Here is a 14271-nt window from a genome sequence, read left to right as displayed (position 1 = left end):
TCAGGCGATCAGTTGTTCGAGCACGCGGCGATAGATATTCTTCAGCGGCTCGATGTGTGCGACTTCGATATGTTCGTCGATCTTGTGGATGCTCGCATTCAACGGCCCGAACTCGACGACCTGCTTGCAGATGCACGCGATGAAGCGGCCATCGGACGTGCCGCCCGTGGTCGACAGTTCCGTCGCGATGCCCGTCTCGTCGCGGATCGCCTTTTCGAGCGCGTTCGACAGCTCGCCGCGCGGCGTGAGGAAGGGCAGCCCGCTCACGGTCCACGTCAGATCGTAGTCGAGGCCGTGCCTGTCGAGGATATCGCGCACGCGCTTTTGCAGCCCTTCGACCGTGCTCGCCGTCGAGAAGCGGAAGTTGAACATCACATCCGCGTGGCCCGGAATTACGTTGGTTGCGCCCGTGCCGCTGTGCAGGTTCGACACCTGCCATGTGGTGGGCGGGAAGTACTCGTTGCCGTCGTCCCAGCGTTCGGCGACGAGATCGGCGAGCGCCGGCGCGAGCAGATGGACGGGGTTCTTCGCCAGATGCGGATACGCGATATGCCCCTGCACGCCCTTGACGATCAGCTTGCCCGACATCGAGCCGCGCCGGCCGTTCTTCACCGTGTCGCCGAACTGCGTGCCCGACGTCGGCTCGCCGACGACGCAATAGTCGAGTCGCTCGCCGCGCGCCTGCAGCGCTTCGACCACTTTCACGGTGCCGTCCGTCGCGGGACCTTCTTCGTCGCTCGTGATGAGGAACGCCAGCGAGCCGCGATGCTGCGGATGCGCGGCGACGAATTCTTCGCTCGCCACCACGAAGCCGGCAATCGATGCCTTCATATCGGCGGCGCCCCGGCCATAGAGCTTGCCGTCGCGATGAGCCGGCTCGAACGGCGCCGACGACCATTGATCGAGCGGGCCCGTCGGCACGACGTCGGTATGGCCCGCGAACGCGAGCAGCTTGCCGTCCGTGCCCATTGTGCCGCGCTTCACGGCCCACAGATTGGTGACGCCGTTCGATTCGATCGTTTCGCATTCGAAGCCGATTGCGGCCAGGCGCTCGACGAGGAGGCGCTGGCAGTTCTGATCGTCGGGCGTCACGGACGCGCGCGCGATCAGGGCTTCGGTAAGGGCAAGAGTGCCGGACATCGATTCAGTTCCTTCCAACCAGCTGGCAGATGAGATGCGCAGACCGTGTCCGCGCTTGAAACCCAGGTGAAAAAATGCCGGCCTGAGTGGGCCGGCAACAGCATGCAAATCTACGCGCTCGGTGCGCTTTCCGCGTTCTCGCGTTGCGATGCCATGCGACGCGTGGCGGCGCGGCGCGAGAAACTCGGACGCTCAGTCGAACAGCGACGCGTACTGATCGGCCGAAAAGCCGAGCGTCTTCACGCGCCCGTCAACCACCACGACAGGCCGCTTGATGACGGAGGGCTTCTCGATCATCAGCGCAATCGCGCCGGCTTCGCTGTCGGCGGAGGCTTTCACGTCGTCGTCGAGGCCGCGCCAAGTCGTGCCCCGCCGGTTCAGGAGCACATCGAGCGGCACGTCCTTCAGCCAGCCCTTCACGAGCGGCGCGTTCACGCCTGCCTTCTTGAAGTCGTGAAACTCGAACTCGACGCCATGCGCTTCGAGCCACACGCGAGCCTTCTTCACGGTGTCGCAGTTCGGAATGCCATAGACGACGGTCGTCTTCGCCGCGGCGCGCGCCATTAGTCGCCTCGCAGCAGTTCGTTCAGGCCGACCTTCGCGCGCGTCTTCGCGTCCACCTTCTTGACGATCACCGCGCAGTAGAGGCTGTGCGTGCCGTCCTTCGACGGCAGGTTGCCCGCGACCACCACAGAGCCTGCCGGAATGCGGCCGTACGACACTTCGCCCGTTTCGCGGTCATAGATCTTCGTGCTCTGGCCGAGGTACACGCCCATCGAAATCACCGAGTTCTCCTCGACGATCACGCCTTCCACGACTTCCGAGCGCGCGCCGATGAAGCAGTTGTCTTCGATGATGACGGGGTTTGCCTGCAGCGGCTCCAGCACGCCGCCGATGCCCACGCCGCCCGACAGGTGCACGTTCTTGCCGATCTGCGCGCACGAGCCGACAGTGGCCCACGTGTCGACCATCGTGCCTTCGTCGACGTAGGCGCCGATGTTCGTGTACGACGGCATCAGCACGACGTTCTTCGCGATGAACGAGCCACGGCGCGCGATGGCGGGCGGCACGACGCGGAAGCCACCCGCGGCGAAGTCTTCAGCCGTGTAGCTCGCGAACTTCGACGGCACCTTGTCGTAGAACTGGGAGTAACCGCCCGCCGGCATCGGCGCGTTGTCCTCCAGGCGGAACGACAGCAGCACGGCCTTCTTCAGCCACTGATTGACGACCCAGTCGCCGTCCTTCTTTTCGGCGACGCGCAGCGCGCCCTTGTCCAGTTGCTCGATCGCGTGCGCGACGGCTTCACGCACTTCGGCGGGCGCGGCCTTCGGCGACAGGTCGGCGCGGTTGTCCCAGGCGGTATCGATGATCTGCTGAAGTTGTTGCGACATGTTCGTGGTGTCAGAAGAGAAAGGTTTGAAATCGGAAAGCGGATGAGGGCGCAGCGGCGGTGCTTTCGTGCGGCGCGTGAATCGGCCGGAATCACCCCCGAAGCTAGCCCTTCAGGGAACGGCAGAAATCGACGATGCGCTGAGCGCCCTCCGTGCATTCATCGACGCCGGCGACGAGCGCGAGGCGGACGAAATCGCGGCCCGGGTTCGTGTCGTGAGCGGTGCGCGCGAGATACGAGCCGGGCAGAACCGTCACATTATAGTCGGCGTACAGGCGGCGGGCGAACTCGGTATCCGACAGGCCCGTGCGCGCGACGTTCGCCCACAGGTAGAACGCGGCGTCGGGCAGCTTGACGTCGAGCACGTCGGCGAGCATCGGCGTGACGGTCGAAAACTTCTGCACGTACTTCGCGCGGTTCTCGCGCACATGCGTCTCGTCGCTCCACGCGGCGATGCTCGCGGCCTGATAGACCGTCGACAGCGCCGCGCCGTGATAGGTGCGGTAGAGCAGGAACTGCTTGAGGATCGACGCGTCGCCTGCGACGAAGCCCGAGCGCATGCCCGGCACGCTCGAGCGCTTCGACAGGCTCGACAGCATCACCAGCCGCTCGAAGCCGCGCCCCAGCCGGTGCGCCGCTTCCAGTGCGCCGAGGGGCGGGCGCGCTTCGTCGAAGTAGATCTCGGAGTAGCACTCATCGGATGCGATCACGAAGCCGTGGCGATCCGACAGCTCGAACAGCTCGCGCCAGTCGTCGAGCGTGAGCACGGCGCCCGTCGGGTTGCCGGGCGAGCAGACATACAGCAGTTGCGTGCGCGCCCAGACGTCTTCGGGAATGGCCGGGTAGTCGCACGCGAAGTTGCGCTTCGGGTCGCTGTTGGCGAAATACGGCTGCGCGCCCGCGAGCAGCGCCGCGCCTTCGTAGATTTGGTAGAACGGGTTCGGACAGAGTACGATCGCAGGCTCGCCCTGCGCGTTCTTCTTCGGGTCGATCACCGTCTGCGCGAGCGCGAACAGCGCCTCGCGCGAACCCGAAACGGGCAGCACCTGGGTGGCGGCATCGACGGGCAGGCCATAGCGCTTCGTGATCCACTTCGCGATCGCTTCGCGCAGCGCCGGCGTGCCGACCGTGGCGGGATACGACGCGAGACCGCCGAGCGAGTCAATCACGGCGTCGCGGATCAGGTCCGGCGTCGGGTGTTTCGGCTCGCCGATCCCGAAGCTGATGTGCGCGAGGGCGGCGGGCGGCGTGACGTCCTTGAAGAGCGCGCGCAGCTTTTCGAAGGGATAGGGCTGGAGGGAGTCGAGTAGCGGATTCACTTGGCGGTTCGGGCGTGTGTTCGGCGTGTTGCGGGACGGACTGACACAGGTGAAGGCGGCGCGCGGCGGCAGCTATGCTTGCCAGGCGGCTAATCCGAAAGGCCCGGAAGCGGCCGCGGGCCGTGCCGATCGGACACGGCAACGGCAGCGGGGCGTCCGGCGGACAGGCATCGGCGCAGCGCCGGCGACGAGCGATCGATTATAGCGTGTCGGCGGGCAGCGGAACGGCGCATCGTCCGATCGGACAAGGCATCGCGGCGCGCTACGCTTGGCGCGGCAGACGCGATGCAGATGATGTGCGCGACGCAATGAAGAACGCAGCGGAGAACGCAACGATGAAAAACGGAGACGCAACGCGGGCGGTATCCCGACGCGGCGGCAAAGGATTCAACGGCAACGGAGGGGAGCGATCACGCGCCGCCGTCGCCCGAAACGAACAAAGCAGACAAGGCAGACAGGGCATGCAGCACAAGCCGGACATGTTGGACCTCGCGGGGAGCGGCCCGCGATGAACCTCTCGCTTCGCAACACGTGGCCGACGCTCGCGATCATGATGGGCGCGTCGGTGTGGGGCATGGTGTGGTGTCCGCTGCGGATGCTCAACGCGCTCGGCGTGACGGGCACGGCGGCGAGCGCGCTGACGAGCGGCGCCGGCTGTCTGTTCGTGCTGCTGGTCCGGCGCAACGCGATCAAGACCGTCCGCTGGCACTGGCTGTTGCCCGCGCTCGCGTTGTTCGCGGGCATCACCAATCTCGGTTTCGTGTGGGGCGCGATCCACGGCCAGGTGATGCGCGTGTTGCTGCTGTTCTATCTGACGCCCGCCTGGACCGCGCTCTTTGCGCACTTCATCCTGCACGAGCGGCTGACGTGGGCGGGCGCGGGGCTCGCCGCACTGTCGCTGGCGGGCGCGATGATGATGCTGTGGTCGCCGCAGCTCGGGCTTCCCGTGCCGGGCAGCCTCGCCGAATGGGCGGGGCTCGCGGCCGGGATGAGCTTCGCGATGAGCAACGTGCTGATCCTGAAGACGAGCCGCGAACTGCCCGACATGAAGGCAGAAATGCGCACGGCGATCATCTTCGGCGGCGCGGCGATCTTCGGCGGATGCGCGTCGCTTTTCGAGGCGATGCCGACGCCGCCGACGGGCGCTCATCTGGGCACGGCGGCGCTGCTCGTGCTCGCGATCGGCTTCGTGCTCGCGACCAACAACATGCTCGTCCAATATGGGCTCGCGCGCGTGCCCGCGAACCGCGCGTCGATCATCATGCTGTTCGAGATCGTCGTGACGGCGCTGACGGCCTGGCTTTTCGCCGGCGAAGTGCCCGGTCCGCGCGAGTGGGCGGGCGGCGCGTGCATCGTGCTGGCCTCGGCGCTGTCGAGCTGGGTGCATCGGGCGAAGCCCAATGAAGATGCGAGCGCCGGCAACGACGGGAACGCGGATGACAACGGTAAGAATCGCCCACGCGCGATGGTATGATTGCCCCTCATTGGCCGGCGGTGCAGCGTAGGGCGCGCCGCGGCGCCGGAATCGCAGCGGGCTCGCGCTCCGTTGTGCCGCTCGCGGGCTTTGCACCCTGATGCGGTCCACATACGAACACGCACCGCGCGTTCCGTTTCCACAAATCACTTTCAAACAGCGATATCGCCGTGCGTCTGACCTCGATTAAACTCGCTGGCTTCAAGTCATTCGTCGATCCCACGCATTTCCAGGTTCCGGGCCAGCTTGTCGGCGTGGTCGGTCCCAACGGTTGCGGCAAGTCCAACATCATCGACGCCGTGCGCTGGGTGCTCGGCGAATCGCGCGCCTCCGAGCTGCGCGGCGAGTCGATGCAGGACGTGATCTTCAACGGCTCCACGGCGCGCAAGCCGGGCAGCCGCGCCAGCGTCGAACTCGTGTTCGACAACGCCGACGGCCGCGCGGCCGGCCAGTGGGGCCAGTATGCCGAAATCGCCGTCAAGCGCGTGCTGACGCGCGACGGCACGTCGAGCTACTACATCAACAATCTGCCCGCGCGCCGCCGCGACATCCAGGACATCTTCCTCGGCACGGGTCTCGGCCCGCGCGCGTACGCGATCATCGGACAGGGCATGATCGCGCGGATCATTGAGGCCAAGCCCGAAGAACTGCGCGTGTTCCTGGAAGAAGCCGCAGGCGTCTCGAAGTACAAGGAACGCCGCCGCGAAACCGAGAACCGTCTGCATGACACGCGCGAGAATCTGACGCGCGTCGAAGATATCGTCCGCGAATTGATGGCGAATCTGGAGAAGCTCGAAGCGCAGGCGGTCGTCGCGACGAAGTTCAAGGATCTGCAAGCCGAAGGCGAAGAGAAACAGCGCCTGTTGTGGCTGCTGCGCAAGAACGAAGCGGGCACCGAGCAGGACAAGCAGAAGCGCGCGATCGAACAGGCGCAGATCGACCTCGAAGCGCACACGGCGAAGCTGCGTGAAGTCGAGGCGCAACTCGAAACTCTGCGCGTCGCGCACTATTCGGCCAGCGACGCGATGCAGGGCGCGCAAGGCGCGCTGTACGAAGCGAATGCCGAGGTGAGCCGCCTCGAAGCCGAGATCAAGTTCATCGTCGAGTCGCGCAACCGCGTGCAGGCGCAGATCGCCGCGCTGACCGCTCAGCGCGAGCAGTGGCTCGCGCAGGCGCAAAAGGCACAGGACGATCTCGAAGACGCCGAAGAGCAACTCGCGGCGGGCGACGAGAAAGCCGTGATCGCCGAAGAGGCGGCCGCCGCGAAGCACGACGCGATGCCCGCGCTCGAGGCGCGCTGGCGCGACGCGCAGGCGCAACTGAGCGACGAACGCGCCGGGATCGCGCAGACCGAGCAGGCGCTCAAGCTCGAAGCCGCGCATCAGCGCAACGCCGACCAGCAGTTGCAGCAGCTTCAGCAGCGTCAGGAACGTCTGAAGACGGAAGCGGGCGGCCTCGATGTACCGGACGAAGCGCAGCTCGAAGAACTGCGCATGCAGCTGGCCGAGCACGAAGAAATTCTGCGCGACGCGCAAGAGCGTCTCGCCGACGTCCAGGACACGCTTCCGCGCCTCGACGCCGAGCGCCGCGCCGCGCAGGAGCGCGTCCAGGCGGAAAGCGCGCAGATCCACCAGCTCGAAGCGCGGCTTGCCGCGCTGCGTCAGCTGCAGGAGAACGTGCAGACGGAAGGCAAGATCCAGCCGTGGCTCGACAAGCACGAGCTGGGCGCGCTGCCGCGTCTGTGGAAGAAGCTGCATGTCGAAGCTGGTTGGGAAACCGCGCTCGAATCGTTGCTGCGAGAGCGTCTTGCCGCGCTCGAAGTGTCGAATCTCGACTGGGTGAAGCACTTCGTCAGCGACGCGCCGCCCGCGAAGCTCGCGTTCTACGCGCCGCCCGCCGCCGGTCAGCCGGTGGCCGCGCCGCCGTCGCTGCGTCCGCTGCTGTCGCTCGTGCGCATCGACGATGCAGGCATTCGCGCCGTGCTCAACGACTGGCTCGGCAACGCGTTCGTCGCCGACGATCTGCCCCAGGCGCTCTCGATGCGCTCGCAATTGCCGGAAGGCGGCGCGTTCGTCGTGAAGGCGGGCCATGTGGTGACGCGCGTCGGTGTGCAGTTGTACGCGGCCGACTCCGAACAGGCGGGCATGCTCGCGCGTCAACAGGAAATCGAAAATCTGACGCGCCAGGTGCGCGCGCAGGCGCTGCTCGCCGAAGAAGCCAAGGCTGCGGCGATTCGTGCCGAGGCCGCGCATACGCAGGCATCGAACGCACTGACGGAAGTGCGTCAGCAGACCGAGCGCGCGACCCAGCGTGTGCACGCGCTGCAGATGGACGTGCTCAAGCTCACGCAGGCACATGAGCGCTACACGCAGCGCAGCACGCAGATCAGCGAGGAACTCGAGGAAATCACCGCGCAGGTCGAAGAGCAGCGCGCGCTGCGTGCCGAATCGGAAGCGAACTTCGAGCGGCACGACGGCGAGCTCGCCGAACTGCAGGCGCGCTTCGAAGACAACCAGCTCGCGTTCGAAGCGCTCGACGAAGAACTGGGCAACGCGCGCAACGAATCGCGCGATCTCGACCGCGCCGCCACCGATGCGCGCTTTGCCGCGCGCAACATGGCGAATCGCATCGACGAACTGAAGCGCACCATTCAGGTCGCGCACGAGCAGAGCGAACGCGTCGCGGGCTCGCTCGAAGACGCGCGCGCCGAACTCGAAACGATCAACGAGCAGACAGCGCATACGGGCTTGCAGGATGCGCTCGACATTCGCCGCGTCAAGGAAGAGGCGCTGCATGCCGCGCGTCTCGAACTCGACGATCTGACGGCGAAGCTGCGCCAGTCCGACGAGTTGCGCCTGACCAGCGAGCGCGCGCTGCAGCCGCTGCGCGACCGCATCACCGAATTGCAGCTGAAGGAGCAGGCGGCGCGTCTGAACGCCGAGCAGTTCATCGAGCAACTGACGGCGGCGGGCGTCGACGAAGCCGAATTGCAGGCCAAGCTCACACCGGACATGAAGCCGTCGTACCTGCAGGGCGAAGTGACGCGCATCAACAACGCGATCACGGCGCTCGGCCCCGTCAACATGGCCGCGCTCGACGAGCTGAAGGCGGCGACGGAACGCAAGACTTTCCTCGACGCGCAGTCGGCCGACCTGACGCGCGCGATCGAAACGCTCGAAGACGCGATCCGCAAGATCGACCAGGAAACGCGCACGCTGCTGCAAGGCACGTTCGACGAGGTGAACCGTCATTTCGGCGAGCTGTTCCCGCGTCTTTTCGGCGGCGGCCAGGCGAAGCTCATCATGACGGGCGACGAGATTCTCGACGCGGGCGTGCAGGTGATGGCGCAGCCGCCCGGCAAGAAGAATTCGACGATCCACCTGCTATCGGGCGGCGAAAAGGCGCTGACGGCGACGGCGCTCGTGTTCGCGATGTTCCAGCTGAATCCGGCGCCGTTCTGTCTGCTCGACGAAGTGGACGCGCCGCTCGACGACGCGAACACCGAGCGTTTCGCGAACCTCGTGCGCGCGATGTCGGACAAAACACAGTTCCTGTTCATTTCCCACAACAAGATCGCGATGGAAATGGCGCAGCAACTGATCGGCGTGACGATGCAGGAGCAGGGCGTGTCGCGAATCGTTGCCGTCGACATGGAAACGGCTGCGGGATTTGTCCAGAATATCGTTTAAACGTCCACCCGCGCGTGGCCTTCGGGCCGCGCGCGGGTGTTGCTGAACACAGAATCGAATTCGCTGCGCGCCGGCGCCCGCAGCGGCGGCACGCAGTGCGTGCTGGCCGCGCGAGCCAGGCGCGGCGCGCAGCGGCGAAAAGAATTGCAGATGGAGCGTGCATGGACGAGTTGACACTCGGTTTGATCGGCGCGGGCGCCGTGGTGGTCGGGGGCGTGGTGGTCTACAACGCGTGGCAGGGCGCGAAGGTGCGTCGCAGGATGCCGCGGCCGATGCCCGCCGACACGGCGGAACCCACGGCTCGAGACGAGCACGTCGAGCAGAGCCCATTCATCGAACCGGCGCGCCCGACGACGCGCCGCGAATCCACATCGGGCGAGCATGTCGAACCCGCGCGTGTCGAGCCGACCTTCGGCGGCGTCGCTCCCCTCGACACGCCCGCCGACATCCAGGCCGAAAACACGTCGCCGAACGGTTTCCCCGAAGACGAGGAACGCGAGCAGCCGGCCGAGCGCGAGGCCGACGACGAGCGCAACGAGCCGATCATGCCCGCTGCCACGACGATTTCGTCGGCGCCGCCGGCGATCGTCGACCGGCGCATCGACTGCATCGTCCCCATCAGGCTTTCCGCGCCTGTCGCGGGCGACAAGGTGCTGCCGCTCGCGCAGCGTCTGCGCCGCGCGGGCAGCAAGCCGGTGCATATCGAAGGCAAGCCGGAAGGCGGCGGCGCGTGGGAACTGCTGCAAAGCGGCGTGCGCTACGAAGAGTTGCGCGCGGCCGCGCAACTCGCGAACCGCAGCGGCCCGCTCAACGAACTGGAGTTCTCCGAATTCGTGACGGGCGTTCAGCAGTTCGCCGACGCGCTCGATGCTTCACCCGAGTTTCCGGACATGATGGAAACCGTATCGATGGCGCGCGAACTCGACGGCTTTGCCGCGCAGTGCGACGCGCAACTGTCGATCAACGTGCTGTCCGACGGCGCGCCCTGGTCCGCGAACTACGTGCAGGCAGTCGCTTCGCAGGACGGGCTGCTGCTGTCGCGCGACGGCACGCGCTTCGTCAAGCTCGACGCAAAGCAGAGCCCCGTGTTCATGCTGCAGTTCGGCGACACCAACTTCCTGCGCGACGATCTCACGTACAAGGGCGGCCAGATGATCACGCTGGTGCTCGACGTGCCCGTCGCCGACGAAGACATCCTGCCGTTCCGCCTGATGTGCGACTACGCGAAGTCGCTCGCCGAGCGTATTGGCGGGCGCGTGGTCGACGATGGCCGCCGGCCGTTGCCGGAAAGCGCGCTGCTCGCGATCGAGAAGCAACTGATGACGCTGTACGCGAAGCTCGAACAGGCTGGCATTCCGGCCGGCTCGCCTGCGACGCGGCGTCTGTTCAGCCAGTAGGCACGCGACGCGGCTTTGCGCACGATGCGACGGCTTATGCTGCCGTCGATGAGCCCGCCTGATGAATGGGAATGCTTCGGGCGGTTTTCATTTGGGCCGCGCGTTTTCCTTTTCATCCGGAGCCGCGCCGGAAGAGTCATAGCGTTCGCCAGGCGCCAGCACCGATCGACGACGCGGATGCCGTGCCCGTTCATCCCACGTCATCCGGCCACGGTCGTCCGCTGATCCATGCCTTGACCGCGGCGACGACGGCCTCTTCCCTTCCATAGAACCCGTGATGCGACATCGCCTCGCAGGGCTTGCTGCGCGCGTCGCCGCCGTGCACGGTGACCAGAGCAAATTGACCGCTGTCGGCGATGCGCTTTAGCGCTTCATAGGAACAAAGATAGCAGCCGTCGTCCGCGTGCTGGACGAACAGCTGGCGCGCACGAATCGCACCGTAGTCGAAGCCGATCAACGGCGTGGCCTGGCCGCGCGCGGGACTGCTGAGCGTCGACATATGCACGACGGCGTTCCATACATCGGGCAAGGCGCGTCCCACGTAAGCCGACGATATCGTGCCGCGGCTCGTGCCCACCAGCACGAGCTTCGCCAGTGGAAAGCGCGCACGCAGGTTCGCCGCGACCTGTGCGAGATCCTGCGCGGAACGCGGCGACGCACGAAACGCATCCGGATAACCGCCCGGCTGATCCGACGGCGCATCGACAATGGCCGTCGCGAACAACGAATCCACGAACAGGTTGCGCGCACGGATCAGGAAGTTGTTCTTCTCGCGTATATGGATCGTGCCGCCCGGCTGCTGCGAGAGCTTGAGATCGCCTTCGCTGCCCGGAAACATCACGAGCACCCACTGCGGCTGGCTGCCGTCCTGTTGGGTCAGCAGATAGGAGATCGATGCGCCTTGACCGAGCGGCACGTCGACCACCTGTTCGCTCGCCATCGCGCCGCGCGCATGGCATGCGGCGAGCGTGGCCAGCACGATGAAGAGACAGCGTATGAGGCGGGCAATGGATGCAGGCATGTTGACGGTTACGCGATGAACGGCACGCGACAAGTTCGCATTGCGGCTGGCGCGCTGTCAACGGCTTGCGCATCGATTGGCCGATCGGCCAGGATCGGCAGGCCCATGTTGGGTTTGCGCGCGCACCAAACTGGCCATTCGGCCGATGCCACGGGAAGCGCTTCCTGAGATAATCTGACATCCATTACATACGCCGAAACGCCGACAGCATGGCCCGAACCAAAGTCCCTGATCCTGCAACCAGCGCACCCGCCGAGCGGGCCTTGTGGCTGCGCGCCGAACTCGAACGCGCGAACCACGCGTACTACGTGCTCGACCAGCCGGATCTGCCCGACGCGGAGTACGACAAGCTGTTCAAGGAACTGCAGCAGATCGAAAGCGAGCATCCGGATCTGATCACGCCGGATTCTCCTACGCAGCGGGTCGGTGGCGAAGCAGCGAGCGGCTTCAGGCCCGTCGTGCACGACATGCCGATGCTGTCGCTGAACAACGGCTTTTCGGACGAGGACATCGCGGCCTTCGACAAGCGCATATCGGACACGCTGCATCATTCGCCCGTCGATTACGCGTGTGAACTGAAGTTCGACGGCCTTGCGATCTCCTTGCGCTACGAGGACGGCAAGTTCACGCAGGCGGCCACGCGCGGCGACGGCGCAACGGGCGAGGACGTCACCGAAAACGTCCGCACCATCCGCTCGATTCCGCTCAAGCTGAAAGGCAAGCGTGTGCCGAGGCTCATCGACGTGCGCGGCGAAGTGCTGATGTTCAAGCGCGACTTCGATCGCCTGAACCAGCGTCAGCGCGACGCGGGCCAGCGCGAGTTTGCGAACCCGCGCAACGCGGCGGCGGGCAGCTTGCGGCAGCTCGATCCGAAGATGACCGCACAGCGTCCGCTGTCGTTCTTCGCGTATGGCATCGGCGTGCTCGATGGCGTCGAGATGCCGGCGACGCACAGCGAATTGCTCGACTGGTATCACGAGATGGGCTTGCCCGTGAACAGCGAGCGGGCCGTCGTTCAGGGCGCCGAAGGGCTGCTCGGCTTCTTCCATAAGGTCGGCGAGAAGCGGGAGAAGCTGCCGTACGACATCGACGGCGTCGTCTACAAGGTCGACCGGCGCGATCAGCAGGACACGTTGGGCTTTGTTTCGCGCGCGCCGCGCTTTGCGCTCGCGCACAAGTTCCCGGCGCAGGAAGCGCTCACGAAGCTCGTCGCCATCGACGTTCAGGTCGGCCGCACGGGCGCGATCACGCCTGTCGCGCGGCTCGAGCCCGTGTTCGTCGGCGGTGCGACGGTGACGAATGCGACGCTGCACAACGAGGACGAGATTCGCCGCAAGGACATCCGCATCGGCGATACAGTGGTCGTGCGGCGCGCGGGCGACGTGATCCCCGAAGTGGTGAGCGCGATGCTCGATCGCAGGCCAGCCGACGTGCGCGAGTTCGTGATGCCGACCGAGTGCCCCGTGTGCGGCTCGGCCATCGAACGTCTGCCGGACGAAGCGATTGCGCGCTGCACGGGCGGCCTCTTCTGTCCGGCGCAGCGCAAGCAGGCGTTGTGGCATTTCGCACAACGCCGCGCGCTGGACATCGACGGCCTGGGCGAAAAGATCATCGATCAACTGGTCGAACTGAATCTCGTGCGCACGCCCGCGGATCTCTTCAATCTGGGTTTCGCGACGCTCGCCGAGCTCGACCGCTTCGCGGAAAAGTCCGCGCAGAACCTGCTCGACTCGCTCGAAAAAGCCAAGCACACGACGCTCGCTCGCTTCATTTACGCACTCGGCATCCGGCACGTTGGCGAATCGACGGCGAAGGACCTGGCCAAACATTTCGGCTCGCTCGAGCCCATCATGAACGCGACCGTCGAAGAGCTGCTGGAGGTCAACGACGTCGGGCCCATCGTCGCCGAAGCGATTCATCAGTTCTTCGCCGAGGAGCACAACCGCACGGTCATCGATCAGTTGCGCGCGCCCGGCAAGGTGACATGGACGGAAGGCCCGCCCGCGCCGAAAGCGCCGCAGGGCGTGCTGGCGGGCAAGACGGTCGTGCTGACGGGCACGCTGCCGAACATGGGCCGCGACGACGCGAAGGAGTTGCTGGAGGCGGCCGGCGCGAAGGTGGCCGGTTCGGTGTCGAAGAAGACCGATTACGTGGTGGCCGGTGCGGAAGCGGGCAGCAAGCTTGCGAAAGCCGAGGAACTCGGCATCCCCGTGCTCGACGAAGATGGTATGCGTAAGCTCCTGGAGGGGCACACAACATGATTCACGAAATCCTCAAGATGGGCGATCCGCGTCTGTTGCGCATCGCCAAGCCCGTCGATCACTTCGACACGCCCGAGTTGCATGACCTCGTCCGGGACATGTTCGAGACGATGCACGATGCGAACGGCGCAGGGCTCGCCGCGCCGCAGATCGGCGTCGATCTGCAGGTCGTGATTTTCGGGTTCGGCCATAACGAGCGCTATCCGGACGCGCCGTCCGTGCCGGAGACGGTGCTGATCAACCCGACGATCACGCCCGTGTCGCTGGATACGGAGGAGGGGTGGGAAGGGTGTCTCTCCGTGCCGGGGCTGCGCGGCGCCGTGACCCGCCTGTCGATGATCCGCTATCACGGCTTCGATCAGTTCGGCAAACCGATCGATCGCGTCGCGGAAGGCTTTCACGCGCGTGTGGTTCAGCACGAGTGCGATCACCTGATCGGCAAGCTGTATCCGATGCGGATTACGGATTTCGCCAAGTTCGGCTATACCGAGGTGCTGTTTCCCGACCTCGATCCGGAATCCGACGAATGAGCGGACGACAGGGCCACAGCGAGCAGTAGCTTTGGCCCGTTGCCGGAAAA

General features: G+C 65.7%; 10 protein-coding genes. 5 read left to right on the top strand and 5 right to left on the bottom strand.

Features of this window, described 5'->3' with window-relative positions:
• From dapE to dapC, 4 genes are all read right to left on the bottom strand, one after another.
• Entirely contained in the window at positions 1–1140 is a 1140-nt protein-coding gene (dapE, locus tag BN2476_RS17260; protein ID WP_087735386.1) for a succinyl-diaminopimelate desuccinylase, read from the bottom strand.
• 192 nt (positions 1141–1332) lie between these two features.
• On the bottom strand, positions 1333–1704 hold the full coding sequence (locus tag BN2476_RS17255; protein WP_087735385.1) for an ArsC family reductase: 372 nt from the start codon (positions 1702–1704) through the stop codon (positions 1333–1335).
• Positions 1704–2531 carry a 2,3,4,5-tetrahydropyridine-2,6-dicarboxylate N-succinyltransferase gene (gene dapD / locus BN2476_RS17250; RefSeq protein WP_087735384.1) on the bottom strand — a complete coding sequence of 276 codons (828 nt, stop codon included), beginning with the start codon at positions 2529–2531 and terminating at the stop codon, positions 1704–1706. The genes BN2476_RS17255 and dapD overlap by 1 nt, the downstream gene beginning before the upstream one ends.
• 103 nt (positions 2532–2634) lie before the next feature.
• Complete coding sequence (gene dapC / locus BN2476_RS17245; protein WP_087735383.1) at positions 2635–3849, bottom strand: succinyldiaminopimelate transaminase; 1215 nt, start codon at positions 3847–3849, stop codon at positions 2635–2637.
• Positions 3850–4357: 508 nt separating this feature from the next.
• On the opposite strand from dapC, the gene BN2476_RS17235 reads away from it, so the two are divergent.
• From BN2476_RS17235 to BN2476_RS17225, 3 genes are all read left to right on the top strand, one after another.
• A complete protein-coding gene (locus BN2476_RS17235; protein WP_087735381.1) occupies positions 4358–5323 on the top strand; it encodes a DMT family transporter in 966 nt (321 codons plus the stop codon).
• Between the two features lie 170 nt (positions 5324–5493).
• On the top strand, positions 5494–9012 hold the full coding sequence (gene smc, locus BN2476_RS17230) for a chromosome segregation protein SMC (protein WP_087735380.1): 3519 nt from the start codon (positions 5494–5496) through the stop codon (positions 9010–9012).
• A 161-nt stretch (positions 9013–9173) separates the two neighbouring features.
• Entirely contained in the window at positions 9174–10409 is a 1236-nt protein-coding gene (locus tag BN2476_RS17225) for a cell division protein ZipA C-terminal FtsZ-binding domain-containing protein (RefSeq protein ID WP_087735379.1), read from the top strand.
• A 190-nt stretch (positions 10410–10599) separates the two neighbouring features.
• Here the strand turns inward: BN2476_RS17225 and BN2476_RS17220 are convergent, their stop codons facing one another.
• Positions 10600–11430: a hypothetical protein gene (locus tag BN2476_RS17220; protein ID WP_087735378.1), complete on the bottom strand. Its 831-nt coding sequence runs from the start codon at positions 11428–11430 to the stop codon at positions 10600–10602.
• Positions 11431–11639: 209 nt separating this feature from the next.
• Between BN2476_RS17220 and ligA the strand changes: the two genes are divergently transcribed.
• Together ligA and def are read left to right on the top strand one after the other, a co-directional pair.
• Positions 11640–13691, top strand: coding sequence for an NAD-dependent DNA ligase LigA (gene ligA, locus BN2476_RS17215; RefSeq protein ID WP_087735377.1), 2052 nt, complete (start codon positions 11640–11642; stop codon positions 13689–13691).
• Entirely contained in the window at positions 13688–14221 is a 534-nt protein-coding gene (def, locus tag BN2476_RS17210; RefSeq protein ID WP_087735376.1) for a peptide deformylase, read from the top strand. The genes ligA and def overlap by 4 nt, the downstream gene beginning before the upstream one ends.
• Positions 14222–14271: the final 50 nt, after the last annotated feature.

Source organism: Paraburkholderia piptadeniae, from assembly GCF_900007165.1.
Lineage (GTDB): Bacteria > Pseudomonadota > Gammaproteobacteria > Burkholderiales > Burkholderiaceae > Paraburkholderia > Paraburkholderia piptadeniae.
This window is presented reverse-complemented; position numbering and strand designations above follow the sequence as displayed.